This window comes from Yoonia sp. R2-816 (assembly GCF_046762905.1).
Classification (GTDB): domain Bacteria; phylum Pseudomonadota; class Alphaproteobacteria; order Rhodobacterales; family Rhodobacteraceae; genus Yoonia.
In genome coordinates this window covers 149,852-161,912 of sequence record NZ_JBKQXN010000311.1, presented here as the reverse complement: position 1 = coordinate 161,912, position 12,061 = coordinate 149,852, and the positions used below count along the sequence as shown (strand labels likewise).

Sequence of the window (12,061 nt, the reverse complement as noted above, 5' to 3'; positions counted from 1 at the left end):
CGCAGTTTTTTCAAGGGCAAACTGGAACATCATGTGAATGTGCGTCCGATTGAGCATGGACATGACGCGGCGTCACGGTGCCATGGCCGCGACGGCCCCGACAGCACCGGTTGGTTCACGCCTCAGGCATCCTCATCCAGCCCCGGCCCCCATCTTGCCGTCAGCCGGTCCCGGATCTGATCGCGCGCCTGACGATACAGCGCGAGCCGCGCGTCGCGATTATCGCCGAGCCCGGTCGGGTCGAGGATCGGCCAATATTCGACATCCAGATGGTGAAACTGCGTCAGATCCAGCGCCCGCCGCTGGCTGGCGGGTGACAGCGCCAAGACCAGATCGAAGGATGACAGGTCATCCCCCCAATCTTCCATTTCATCGAATGATCGCGACCGGTGGCGCGACAACTCCACCCCAATCTCGGCACAGACGGCAATCGAAAATCCATCGATTTCAAGGTCGTTCTTCACGCCGACAGATTGAACGTAACATTCTGTGCCATATAGCTTTTTCATGATCCCTTCGGCCATGGGAGACCGGACAGCGTTATGGTCGCAGCAAAAAAGAACGGATTGCGGAAGCGATTGGTATTTGCCCCCTGCTGCCAAATCAGCCTCCAAAATGCAGCACGCAGATCAGCGTGAACAGGCGGCGGGCGGTGTCGATATCCACATCTGCCTTGCCTTCCAGCCGTTCCTGCAGAACCCGCGCCCCTTCGTTATGGATGCCGCGCCGGGCCATGTCTATGGTTTCGATCTGGCTGGGCGGCAAGGTCTTGACCGCGTCGAAATAGCTTTCGCAGATTTGGAAATAGTCCTTGACCACCTGCCGGAACGGCCCCAGCGACAAATGGAACTCAACCGCCGGTTTTTCGTCTTCCTGTTTGAGGTCAAAAACCAGCCGCTTTTCCCGGATCGACAGCGCCAGCCGATAAGGCCCTTCCGGTGCGGGGCGCCCATCGCGCGCAGGAATGGCGAAGCTGTTATCCTCCAGCAGGTCGAACATCGCCACCTTGCGTTCCTGATCGATCTCTGGGGTGGGCGGCGGCAAGTTACGGTCGTCGATTTCGATATGGATGATCTTGGTCATGGGCGCCCCCGGTTCAACCTGTCCAGCCGGGCCTGCACGGACAGCCCATGCGCCTCAAGGCTTTCTGATTGCGCCAGCCGGGCCGCAGCAGGGCCGATAGCCGCCAACGCATCAGGTGTCATGCGTGACAAGGTGGTGCGTTTGAGAAAATCCATCACTGATAACCCGCTTGAAAACCGCGCCGACCGGGCCGTCGGCAACACATGGTTCGGGCCACCAATGTAGTCACCAATCGCTTCGGGTGTCCAACCCCCGATAAAGATCGCCCCGGCATGGGTGATCCGTTCGACTAGCGCGTCTGCATCTGCGGTGCAAAGCTCCAGATGTTCGGGTGCGATCCGGTCGGACAGCGCGACGGCCTCGTCCATATTCTGCACCGTGATGACCGCCCCGAAATCGCGCCAACTGGCCCCGGCGATCGCCCGCCGCTCCAGCGTTTCCAGCCGTTTATCCACCGCCGCCGCGACCGCCTGTCCGAACCCGGCATCATCGGTGATCAGCAGCGATTGCGCGCTTTCGTCATGTTCGGCCTGACTGAGCAGATCAAGCGCAATCCAGTCGGGGTCATTATCCTTGTCGGCGATCACGAGAATCTCAGACGGGCCCGCGATCATGTCGATCCCGACCTTGCCAAAGACCCGCCGTTTGGCGGCAGCAACAAAGGCATTGCCCGGTCCGGTAATCTTGTCCACAGGCGCAATGGTCTGGGTGCCATAGGCCAGTGCGGCAATCGCCTGTGCCCCGCCGATCCGGTAGATTTCATCAACACCGGCGATTTTGGCGGCCATCAGCACCAGCGGATTGGTTACACCATCCGGGGTCGGCACCACGATGGCCAACCGTCCGACCCCCGCCACCTTGGCCGGGATCGCGTTCATCAGGACAGAGGACGGGTAGGATGCCAGCCCGCCGGGCACATAAAGCCCCGCCGCCGACACCGGCGTCCAGCGCCAGCCCAGTGTTGCGCCAATCTCGTCGGTCCAGGATGCATCATCCGGCATCTGGCGCGCGTGATAGGCGCGAATCCGGTCGGCGGCCAATTCAAGTGCTGCGCGGTCTTCGTCACTGACCCTGGCGCATTCGGCGACGATTTCAGCGGGTGAAAAACGCATGGTTTCCGTGGTGAGCTCCAACCGGTCGAATTTCGCCGTCAGCTCCAGCACGGCCGCATCACCACGGGTGCGCACATCGGCGATAATATCGGCGACGATATGATCCACATCGGGGCTGTCTTCGCGTTTTGCGCCAAGAAGGGCGGTAAAACGGGCCTCAAAATCGGGATCGGTGGTGGACAGAAACTGCGGCATCTCAAACTCCTTCCGCCCCGACATAGCCGGAGGGATCAAGGGCATCAATGCACGGTGATGGGCCGTGTCAGCAGGTCACAGCGCGAATCTGGGGGTGGAATGGTACGAAAAGCGCGGAGTTTCGCGTTTATTTTAGCAAGTGCCTGATTTTGTGACAAGAATCGCGCCATTCGCCGGTCGGCACCGCGTCGGACTTGCGTCGGCAAAACGTCGGACCCCAACGGACGGTGGCAGAGCTTTCTGTTAAGATTTGCAGGATGACCGGAGGAACGTGAAGATTTGGTGACCACCGCGAACGGAGCGCGGGGTGGCAAAACGCCGATAAGTTGAGCCGTGGGGCTATCGCCAGCGGATTGGCAGTTGGCCGGTGTCGGCTGTGCCGGTCATAGCAGACTTTGGTTCTAACCAGAACGCAACTCATTCAGAACGAATTCCACTCGTTCGATCACCGGTACTTTTGGCAGTTCGCACGTTTCGTAACCTAGCTCGGTGAAGGCGCGCACGAGGCGTTGATACTCCGCCTTCGCCTCGTCCAAACTGCTTCTCCTTTCGGTATCTGTCACGAAAATCTCCGGCCAAGGTGGCGCAAGGAAAACGTGCTGCGCATAGTGAAGTTTACCAGCAAGCAATGAATGATATGGTGTACCTCCTGCAAATTCGTAAGCTACAGCGGCATCGACCAACCCGCGGTCAAAGAACACCAATCCTTCAAGGTGGTCTGCTAGGGTAAGGTCGGATTGGGACACATGAATTGCACGTCGAGCAAAGGCTTTTAGGTTTACCCACGGCAGCGCTTCTCCGTTGCCACGCATTTCTTCGGCGACTATCCGTCGACCCGGCTCAGAAATTGTCCGGTAGCCAAGCTGACCGAGGGCATCCAACAGAGTTGATTTACCGCCACCTGAGCACCCCGATATCAGTACTTTTTTGGCAGTCATGGTCGTTGTCTTTTGGAGCGCATAAGTTTTTGTTCCGTGACCCAAATCACCTTGCAGGAATTAGAAGGTATAGGTTCAAACCAGACATTTATTTTTTAGGGACCATCCAAGCTGGCTATTCACTTCTAGCTGACTCGCCATAGCGATGTTGGCGTTTGCTACCATGCCTTTCGCCAGTATCCTTCAGTCCGGGTGCGACGGCGCCTTGCCTGATGGCGCCACATAAGGCCGGGTGACATCGCGCAGGATAGCCTCCAGCGCTTCCACATCCAGCCCGATCACGCCGTCACCAGCGAGGGTCAGTTCGATCCGCCCTGCCCCGTCTTTGCCGGGCTGGAACGCGATGGAAAGGAGCGAAAACACCATGTCGGGGTCGGATTTATCGACGCCCTGGCTTTGCACCTTTATCACATCCTCGAACGCCAGAACCGCCTGCACCCGTTCAAAGGTGCGGCGGCGCCCCGTCTGATTGGCGGGATCCTCCCACCGGAACCGGTTGAGCAGGATGGCAAAGCGGCGCGCCTTGCGGTCCCAGCGCATTTCTGAGGCGGGAAAGACCGCATCCTGCACGAGGGCGGCCAGAACCGTCAGATCATCTGCGTCCAGCGCCTTGAGGCGCAGCGGCGCCTCGCGCCCGTCTTCGAACCTTGCATCTTCGGTCATGATCCTGCGATCCGTTCAATCTGTGCGCCGACAGCGCCCAATTTTTCCTCAACATGCTCATAACCGCGATCAAGGTGATAGACCCGGCTGACCACGGTTTCGCCTTCGGCGGCCAGACCAGCCAGAATCAGTGAGACGGAAGCCCGCAGGTCGGTGGCCATCACGGGCGCCCCTTTCAGCCGGTCTACCCCGTGGACGGTTGCGGTGCCGCCGTGCACTTCGATATCGGCGCCCATGCGCACCAGTTCGGGGGCGTGCATGAAGCGGTTTTCAAATATCTTTTCTTCCAGAACAGACGTGCCTTCGGCCGTGCAAAGCATGGCCATCATTTGCGCCTGCAGGTCAGTGGGGAAGCCGGGGAAAACCTCGGTTGTCACGTCCACCGCCCTGGCCCTCCCATTGCTGCGGCTGACCTTCAGCCCATCGGCGGTCTCGGTCACTTCGACCCCGGCGGCATGCAGCTTTTCTACGAAGGACCCGACCAGGTCCAGCCGTCCGCCGACGCATTCGACCTCGCCCCCGGCAAAGACCGGGGCCAGCATATAGGTGCCCAGTTCGATCCGGTCGGTGACAACAGGGTGCGTGGCGGCCCCCAGACGGTCCACGCCCTGAATGGTGATGGTGCTTGTGCCCTCGCCGTCGATCTGCGCCCCCATGCGCCGCAGGCATTCGGCAAGGTCCACGATTTCGGGTTCGCGCGCGGCATTTTCGATTACCGTGGTCCCTTTGGCCAGGGTTGCGGCCATCAGCACGTTTTCGGTCGCCCCGACAGAGGCAAAACGCAAGGGCACCTTGGCCCCTTTCAGTCCGCCCTTGGCGGTGGCATGCAGGTAGCCGTCTTTCAATTCGATCTCGGCCCCCATCGCCTCGAGCGCCGTGACATGGATATCCATGGGCCGCGCCCCGATGGCGCAACCGCCGGGCAGTGAGACAACGGCCTGATGATGGCGCGCCAGAAGCGGTCCCAGAACAAGGTTCGATGCCCGCATCTTCCGCACGATATCGTAGTCGGCAGTGGTCGAAGTCATGGCATGTGACGACAGAACCTGCACCTTGCCGTCCTGCAATGCGGTCACTTCGACCCCCAGTGACCGCAACAGTTCCGTCATCGTCTTGATGTCGGACAGACGCGGCGCATTGGTCAGCGTCAGCGGTTCTTCGGAGAGAAGCGTTGCCGGCATAAGCGCCAGTGCTGCGTTCTTGGCCCCCGCGATCTGAATCTTACCCTTGAGCGGCGTGCCACCCTTGACCACGATTGAATCCATGCCTGCCTACTCTTTCTCTTTTTTATTGGCCTCGGCGGCCCGCGCGCGGGTCTGCGCCTTGCGTTTGGCCATATTGGCCTTGAGCGCCGCCTTCAACCGCTCCTCGCGGCTGGTGGCGGTCTTTGCTTTCTTGTTCTTGTTGTTCATGGCGTCCCTGTTAGCAACAAGGGCAAAAACCGTCCAGAGAGGGCTTGCACCAATTGGCGTTTGGGTCTAATTCCCCGCCTCACGGATGCTGTGGTAGCTCAGTGGCAGAGCACACCCTTGGTAAGGGTGAGGTCGAGAGTTCAATCCTCTCTCACAGCACCATCCCTTCCCCTTGAAATCAGACGGCGGATTTGTGTGTCAGGTCTTTGCGTCGCCGCATCTGTCCGGTGATCCATGTCCGGAAACGTTGTTCAACGAACGTGTAGCTCAGCCACGATGCAACATATGTCAGCCCGCACACTGCCAGCACCAGCCACAGGTCATTGCTGCGCGAGATATCCATATGGGCGCCGACCACAACCAGCACGGGGACGTGGAACAGATAGGTGCTGTATGACAGATCCCCCAGATGCACCACAAAGCGCCCGAGTCCACGTGACAGCAGGGCAAAGACATCCTCGGCCACGACGAAACCCAACACCAGAGCCACCGAGACAACCATGTCGTAGCCGTGAAATCGCAGTTTCATAGCGGCAAGCGCCGTGATCGCGCAGAGTGTGGCCAACCCATAGCGCAAGATAAACCCTTTCTCAGGCAGGCGCAGGACTTGGACCCCGACCAAATAGATCAGCAGTCCAAAGGCGAATTCATAGAGCAGAAAACTGTTCGGGATGGCCCCCAGATGGAAGACCATCCGGCTGAAAAGCGGCAAGGCAAAGACCAACACCACAGTGATCAGCACCGCCCGGCGGTTGTTGATCAACAGCCCGATGGCCAGAAGCAGATAAAAGAACATCTCGAAATTCAAGGTCCAGCCGACCGTCAGGACAGGGAACACCCCCAGCCCGGACACATGCTGGTGGGGGATGAACAGGAAGGAATAGAGCAGATCTCGCCAACTGGTCCCTTGCAAAAACGCGATGCCGTCCCAGTTGTACTGCGACAATACAGTCAACAGGACAATAGTCGCCAGCCAATACGCCGGCACGATCCGGGTAATCCGGTCGAGGACAAAGCGTGCGGCCGTGTTTTGGCGCCGCGTCATGGAAAACGCCATGATAAACCCGCTGAGCACAAAAAAGATGTCCACGCCGAGGCTGCCGTAATAGGCGAAGACCTTTTCTGCGGCATTTTCGGGTTGGAAGTCGCGAAAGACCTGAACGTAGTGGTGGAACACCACCATCCATGCAGCAAGGGCACGTAAATACTGAAGCGAATAGAATCGGTTTGTCATGTCAAAATGCTTAATAAAAAGTTAACACTAGCACATTTTGGCCGAAATGGCACCTTGCGCGATCTGGAAACCTACCTGCCCTTCCCAAAAAGCTATGGAAAAGCGGTGATTGCCCGCCATATGGCGCCATCACGACTGACCCGGCCTTGGTTGACGACGCTGAAACCGGTCGCCACAGTGCCGGAAACAACATCTCAGTGGGGAGAGATCATCATGCGATCCAGAAACTTGATGTGGTCGGCTGCGTTGGCCGCCGTAATGGCGACAGCAGGCAGTGCTGCCATGGCCGAAACCTTTCGATGGGCGGCGACGACGGACCCGCAAACGATGGATCCGCACGCGGTGAATGCAGCCCCCGTTCTGTCGTTTCTCAACAATGTCTATGAGGGGCTTGTCCGCCGTGGTCGCGATATGTCGATTGAACCTTCGCTGGCGACCTCATGGACCCCGCTGGAGGGTGAGAATGGCTGGCGCTTTACCTTGCGCGAGGGTGTGACGTTTCATGATGGTGCGGCGTTTACCGCCGAGGACGTGCTGTTTTCCTATCAGCGCGCGTCAGACGAGGCGTCAGACGTGCGGTCGTGGTTTGCCCCGGTCACGGATGTGCGGGTTGTTGATGATTTCACCATTGATTTCGTCACAAATGCCCCGAACCCACTGTTTCCCGATAGTATAGCGAACTTCATGATCCTTGATAGTGGCTGGGCCGCGGCCAATGATGCCGCCCTGCCCGCCCGCGATGCAGAGAATTATGCGACCCGCAACACCAACGGCACCGGCCCATTCACGCTGGCTAGTCGGGACCCGGGGGTTGAGACCCGGTTGGTGCCGCATGACGGCTGGTGGGATACGGATCGGGGCAATGTGACAGAGGCGGTACTGACACCGATTGGCAATGCCGCGACCGGGCTGGCCGCCCTGTTGTCGGGCGAGATTGATTTCATCGAACCTGTGCCGTTGCAGGATGTCGCACAGGTGGAAGGCCGCGACGGGTTCAAGGTGATCGAGGGTGAGGAAACCCGCGTGATCATGTTCGGCTTTGGTCATGAGCATGACACGCTGCTTTATTCGTCTGACGTGACCGACGCCAACCCGTTCACCGACCCCCGCGTGCGCCTTGCCGCCGCTCATGCCCTGAATATCGACGCTATCGACCGCGTCGTGATGCGTGGCAAGATCGATGCGGCGTCGCAATTGGTGCCCGCCGGCATCTCGGGCTATTCGGAGGCGAATGCTAAACGTCCCGCCTATGACCCCGATCGAGCGCGCGAATTGCTGGCCGAGGCGGGTTATCCTGACGGGTTTTCCTTTGGGCTGAAATGCACCAATGATCGCTATATCAATGATGAGGCCCTGTGTCGGGCGGCTGCATCGATGTTTGCCGCTGTGGGGATGAATGCAGAGCTGACGACGGTACCCGTTCGGAACTATTGGGAACAGCTGCGCGCGGATGATTTCGATATGTATCTGCTGGGCTGGTCGCCGGGCACGTTTGATGCCGAACATCCAATCCGGTTTTTGCTGCATTCACAGGATGATGAAAAGAAGCTGGGGTCATGGAACTTCGGCAATTATTCCAACGCCCGCGTGGACGAATTGCTGCCGCAGATCCAGCAGGAGCTGGTCCCCGCAACCCGTCAAAGCCTGATCGACGAGATCGTGGCGATCACGCAGGAAGAGGTCGCCTATATCCCGCTTTATGTGCAGCCGCTGATCTGGGCGATGAAGGACAATATCGACGTGACCCAGCGCGCCGATAACTTCTTCATGCTCCGCTGGGTGAGTGTGAACTAAAGCCGCCGGGCGATGGTCTATTTCATCCTCAAGCGGCTGTTGCAGTCCGTCTTTGTGATGCTGGCCGTCGCCCTTTTGGCGTTTTCGCTGTTTCGCTTTGTCGGTGATCCGATCAGTCAGATGACCGGGGTCGAGACCAGCGTTGAAGATCGCGAACGTCTGCGCGAGGAACTGGGGTTGAACGACCCGTTCATTCTGCAGTTTGCCCGCTTCACCGGTGATCTACTGCAGGGGGATTTCGGGTTTTCCTATCGCACCCGGCAGCCTGTGGCCGAAATGATTGCGGATCGCATTCCCGCCACGCTGGAACTGGGCACTGTGGCGTTGATCATATCGCTGATCGTGGGCATTCCGGCTGGCGTCTACACCGCGTTGCGCCCGCGCGGGTTCATCACGCAGACGATCCTGATGACCACGCTTGTCGGCGTGTCGATCCCGACATTCGTGATCGGGATCATGCTGATTTTCCTTTTCGGCGTGCAACTGGGTTGGCTGCCGACCTTTGGCCGCGGTGGCACGGTCGAAATCGGCGGCTGGACGTCATCACTGTTTACCATCGATGGTTGGCGCGCCCTGATCCTGCCGGCCCTGACGCTGGGGGTGTATCAGTTGACCCTGACGATGCGCCTTGTCCGGGCGGAGATGATGGAGGTGCTGCGATCCGATTACATCCGCTTTGCAACCGCCCGCGGCATCCCCTATCGCCGCCTGCATTTCCGTCACGCGCTGGCCAATACGATGATCCCGGTGATCACGATTATCGGGCTGCAGTTCGGCGGAGTCATTGCCTTTTCCATCGTCACCGAAAGCGTCTTTCAGTGGCCCGGCATGGGGCTGTTGTTTCTTGAAAGCATCCGCTTTGTCGATATCCCCGTCATGGGTGTTTATCTGGTGGTGATCGCGTTCTTTTTCGTGCTCGTGAACCTGCTGGTCGATATGCTCTATATCGTGATCGACCCGCGCTTGCGCGTGAAAGAGGCCGCGTGATGTTGGCCCGGTTCTGGGACAGCGATGCGGTCTGGGCGTTTCGCCATTCACCAGCGGCGATTCTTGCGTTCATCGTGGCGGTTCTGATCCTGGGCGGTGCCCTATTCGCCCCGTGGCTCGCACAGTCGAATCCTTATGACCTGACCACGTTCTCGCTGATCGACGGGTTGCTGCCGCCAGTGTGGGAGGATGGCTCAGACCCCCGTTTCCTGCTGGGCACCGATGATCAGGGGCGCGATATGGTATCGGCGATCCTTTATGGCGCGCGCCTGTCTCTGTTGATCGGGCTGATGGCGATGCTGATCGCGACGGTTCTGGGCGTTGGGTTGGGGTTGGCCGCCGGGTATTATGGTGGCCGGTTTGATGCCATCGTCATGCGCATCGCCGATGTGCAGCTTGCCCTGCCCGCCATTCTGACCGCGCTGCTGATCGACGGCATCGCGCGGGGCGTGCTGCCGCCATCGGCCCATGAAAACCTGCGGGTCGTGGTGCTGACCCTCGCCATCGCCCTGTCGCTTTGGGTGAATTTCGCGCGCACCGCCCGCGCGTCCACATTTGTCGAACGCAACAAGGAATATGTGCAGGCCGCGATGATCATGGGCCAGCACCCGCTGCGGGTCATGTTCTGGCATATCCTGCCGAATATCCTCGGCCCGCTTCTGGTGATTATGACCGTCGATCTTGCCTCAGCTATCCTGCTGGAGGCGACACTGTCTTTCCTTGGCATCGGCTTGCCCGCCGACAGCCCGTCACTTGGCACGCTGATCCGGATCGGGATGCAGTTTTTGCTGTCAGGTGAATGGTGGATCCTGTGGGTGCCAACCCTGTTTCTGGTGGCCCTTGTGGTGTCGATCAACATCCTGGGTGATTTCCTGCGCGATGTTTTTAACCCGAGGTTGCGCTGATGCTGGATGTGCAGGGTCTGACCGTCAAATTCCCGTCCCGCCATGGCGATTTTACGGCGATTGAGGATGTATCGATCCGCGTCGCCCCCGGTGAAATTCACGGGCTGGTTGGTGAAAGCGGGGCGGGTAAATCCACAATCGGCGCGGCCATCATTGGGCTGCTGCAGCCGCCCGGCTACGTAGCCGCCGGGACCATGATCCTCGGCGATACCGATCTGCGCAAACTGACCCCGGATCAGGCGCACGAGATGCGGGGCGACCGGATTTCGATGATCTTTCAGGACCCGCAAACCAGCCTGAACCCCCTGATGACCATCGAGGATCAGCTGATCGAGACCATTCAGGCGCATTCTGATGTCAGCACCTCCAACGCGCGCAAACGGGCGATTGACCTGCTTGAGGAGATCGGGATCAAGGATGCCGCCAGCCGCATCGGCGCCTATCCGCATCAGTTTTCAGGCGGCATGCGCCAGCGGGTCGTCATCGCGCTGGCCCTGTGTACGGACCCCGAACTGATCATTGCCGATGAACCCACAACTGCACTGGATGTGGCGGTGCAAAGCCAGGTCCTCGCCCTGATCCGCAGGCTGGCCGATACGCGCGGAATCGGGTTTATCCTGATTACACATGATATCGGCGTAATTGCCCAGATCACTGATAATGTGACCGTGTTGCGCGGCGGGCGCGTAATGGAAACCGGCCCGACAGCGCAGGTGCTTGGTGCGCCCGATCATCCCTATACACGCGCGCTGATGGCGGCGGTGCCCCGACTGGATCGCAAGCTGGATCGTTTTCTGGTGCCGGCCGACGACGCACCTGTGGTCGCCGATGCGCGCGGTGTGGATGCCGAAGCATGGCTGTTGGACGGCGTGCAGGAGGGCGGCCTGGGCCTGCAGGTGCGTGACCTGACCGTGCGGTTCGCGGGCACGCGCACATCCCTGTTTCGCAAGCCGGAGCCTTATGTCGCGCTGGATGATGTATCGCTGCACGTCAGACCCGGCAGCGTGATGGGGCTGGTCGGGGAAAGCGGGTCTGGCAAATCGACACTGGCCAAGGCGATATCGGGGTTGATCAGCCCGGCATCGGGCACGATGCAACTGGGCGATGCCGATCTGCCCTATGGCAAGGCGCGAGGGCGCGCGCACCCGTCGCGGCGACTGATCCAGATGGTGTTTCAGGACCCCTATTCCAGCCTGAACGCGCGCCACAGGATCGGCGATATCCTGGCCGAACCCCTTGCGCTTTATGGGTTGGAGCCGGACAAGGCCAAACGCCGCGCGCTGGCAATCGGCATGCTGGAACTGGTTGAAATGGACCCCAGCGTGATCGACCGCTATCCGCACCAGTTCTCGGGCGGACAAAGGCAACGGATCGCGGTCGCGCGGGCGTTGCTGGCCCGGCCCCGGTTCCTGATCTGTGATGAACCGACATCAGCGCTTGACGTGTCGATCCAGGCGCAGGTTCTGAACCTGCTCAAGGACCTGCAGGCAAAATTCAATCTGACCATTCTTTTCATCAGCCATAATCTGGCGGTGGTCCGCCAGATGGCTGATGACGTCGCGGTGCTGCAATCCGGGCGGCTGGTTGAGACAAAGACGTCAGAGCCGTTTTTCCAGGCCCCTGACGCCGAGTATTCACAGACGCTTTTGTCGCTGACCCCTGCGATGCCCTACTAGCTGATCGGCACGGCACGCGTTTACGCCAATTTAATTGGTCACCCTCCATAAGGCACATCCAG

At 59.5% G+C, this 12,061-nt stretch carries 12 protein-coding genes and 1 tRNA gene; 5 read left to right on the top strand and 8 right to left on the bottom strand.

The features are described from left to right. Positions 1 to 122: 122 nt before the first annotated feature. From ACFWW2_RS18560 to ACFWW2_RS18530, 7 genes are all read right to left on the bottom strand, one after another. A complete protein-coding gene (locus ACFWW2_RS18560) occupies positions 123 to 602 on the bottom strand; it encodes a low molecular weight phosphatase family protein (protein WP_393930515.1) in 480 nt (159 codons plus the stop codon). 1 nt (position 603) lies between these two features. Then, entirely contained in the window at positions 604 to 1,083 is a 480-nt protein-coding gene (locus ACFWW2_RS18555; RefSeq protein ID WP_393930513.1) for a UPF0262 family protein, read from the bottom strand. Next, positions 1,080 to 2,390, bottom strand: a complete 1,311-nt coding sequence (gene hisD, locus ACFWW2_RS18550; RefSeq protein WP_393930511.1) for a histidinol dehydrogenase — start codon at positions 2,388 to 2,390, stop codon at positions 1,080 to 1,082. Before hisD ends, ACFWW2_RS18555 begins: the two co-directional genes overlap by 4 nt. Before the next feature lie 401 nt (positions 2,391 to 2,791). Next, positions 2,792 to 3,328 (bottom strand): AAA family ATPase, encoded by a 537-nt coding sequence (locus tag ACFWW2_RS18545; RefSeq protein WP_393930509.1) that lies wholly within the window; start codon positions 3,326 to 3,328, stop codon positions 2,792 to 2,794. 183 nt (positions 3,329 to 3,511) lie between these two features. Further along, positions 3,512 to 3,991: a DUF2948 family protein gene (locus tag ACFWW2_RS18540; RefSeq protein ID WP_393930506.1), complete on the bottom strand. Its 480-nt coding sequence runs from the start codon at positions 3,989 to 3,991 to the stop codon at positions 3,512 to 3,514. Beyond that, positions 3,988 to 5,256: a UDP-N-acetylglucosamine 1-carboxyvinyltransferase gene (gene murA, locus ACFWW2_RS18535; protein WP_393930504.1), complete on the bottom strand. Its 1,269-nt coding sequence runs from the start codon at positions 5,254 to 5,256 to the stop codon at positions 3,988 to 3,990. Before murA ends, ACFWW2_RS18540 begins: the two co-directional genes overlap by 4 nt. Positions 5,257 to 5,262: 6 nt before the next feature. Then, positions 5,263 to 5,403: a hypothetical protein gene (locus ACFWW2_RS18530; RefSeq protein ID WP_393930502.1), complete on the bottom strand. Its 141-nt coding sequence runs from the start codon at positions 5,401 to 5,403 to the stop codon at positions 5,263 to 5,265. 87 nt (positions 5,404 to 5,490) lie between these two features. On the opposite strand from ACFWW2_RS18530, the gene ACFWW2_RS18525 reads away from it, so the two are divergent. Further along, positions 5,491 to 5,565 (top strand) — tRNA-Thr (locus ACFWW2_RS18525). 16 nt (positions 5,566 to 5,581) lie between these two features. Here the strand turns inward: ACFWW2_RS18525 and ACFWW2_RS18520 are convergent. Then, positions 5,582 to 6,637 (bottom strand): acyltransferase family protein, encoded by a 1,056-nt coding sequence (locus ACFWW2_RS18520; protein ID WP_393930500.1) that lies wholly within the window; start codon positions 6,635 to 6,637, stop codon positions 5,582 to 5,584. Positions 6,638 to 6,868: 231 nt separating this feature from the next. On the opposite strand from ACFWW2_RS18520, the gene ACFWW2_RS18515 reads away from it, so the two are divergent. From ACFWW2_RS18515 to ACFWW2_RS18500, 4 genes are read left to right on the top strand one after another with little or no spacing between them, the layout of a single operon-like run. Further along, complete coding sequence (locus tag ACFWW2_RS18515; RefSeq protein ID WP_393931451.1) at positions 6,869 to 8,431, top strand: ABC transporter substrate-binding protein; 1,563 nt, start codon at positions 6,869 to 6,871, stop codon at positions 8,429 to 8,431. Positions 8,432 to 8,443: 12 nt separating this feature from the next. Next, a complete protein-coding gene (locus tag ACFWW2_RS18510; protein WP_393930498.1) occupies positions 8,444 to 9,418 on the top strand; it encodes an ABC transporter permease in 975 nt (324 codons plus the stop codon). Then, the gene (locus ACFWW2_RS18505) at positions 9,418 to 10,323 is read left to right on the top strand and encodes an ABC transporter permease (protein WP_393930496.1); all 906 of its coding nucleotides are present in this window, start codon (positions 9,418 to 9,420) and stop codon (positions 10,321 to 10,323) included. The genes ACFWW2_RS18510 and ACFWW2_RS18505 overlap by 1 nt, the downstream gene beginning before the upstream one ends. After that, positions 10,323 to 11,999 carry a dipeptide ABC transporter ATP-binding protein gene (locus ACFWW2_RS18500; protein ID WP_393930494.1) on the top strand — a complete coding sequence of 559 codons (1,677 nt, stop codon included), beginning with the start codon at positions 10,323 to 10,325 and terminating at the stop codon, positions 11,997 to 11,999. The genes ACFWW2_RS18505 and ACFWW2_RS18500 overlap by 1 nt, the downstream gene beginning before the upstream one ends. Positions 12,000 to 12,061 lie beyond the last annotated feature (62 nt).

Coding starts and splice junctions, on each gene's coding strand:
- ACFWW2_RS18520 (WP_393930500.1), bottom strand. CDS start 6,637: ATGACAAACCGATTCTATTCGCTTCAGTATTTACGTGCCCTTGCTGCA.
- ACFWW2_RS18545 (WP_393930509.1), bottom strand. CDS start 3,328: ATGACTGCCAAAAAAGTACTGATATCGGGGTGCTCAGGTGGCGGTAAA.
- murA (WP_393930504.1), bottom strand. CDS start 5,256: ATGGATTCAATCGTGGTCAAGGGTGGCACGCCGCTCAAGGGTAAGATT.
- ACFWW2_RS18530 (WP_393930502.1), bottom strand. CDS start 5,403: ATGAACAACAAGAACAAGAAAGCAAAGACCGCCACCAGCCGCGAGGAG.
- ACFWW2_RS18500 (WP_393930494.1), top strand. CDS start 10,323: ATGCTGGATGTGCAGGGTCTGACCGTCAAATTCCCGTCCCGCCATGGC.
- ACFWW2_RS18555 (WP_393930513.1), bottom strand. CDS start 1,083: ATGACCAAGATCATCCATATCGAAATCGACGACCGTAACTTGCCGCCG.
- hisD (WP_393930511.1), bottom strand. CDS start 2,390: ATGCCGCAGTTTCTGTCCACCACCGATCCCGATTTTGAGGCCCGTTTT.
- ACFWW2_RS18540 (WP_393930506.1), bottom strand. CDS start 3,991: ATGACCGAAGATGCAAGGTTCGAAGACGGGCGCGAGGCGCCGCTGCGC.
- ACFWW2_RS18505 (WP_393930496.1), top strand. CDS start 9,418: ATGTTGGCCCGGTTCTGGGACAGCGATGCGGTCTGGGCGTTTCGCCAT.
- ACFWW2_RS18510 (WP_393930498.1), top strand. CDS start 8,444: ATGGTCTATTTCATCCTCAAGCGGCTGTTGCAGTCCGTCTTTGTGATG.
- ACFWW2_RS18515 (WP_393931451.1), top strand. CDS start 6,869: ATGTGGTCGGCTGCGTTGGCCGCCGTAATGGCGACAGCAGGCAGTGCT.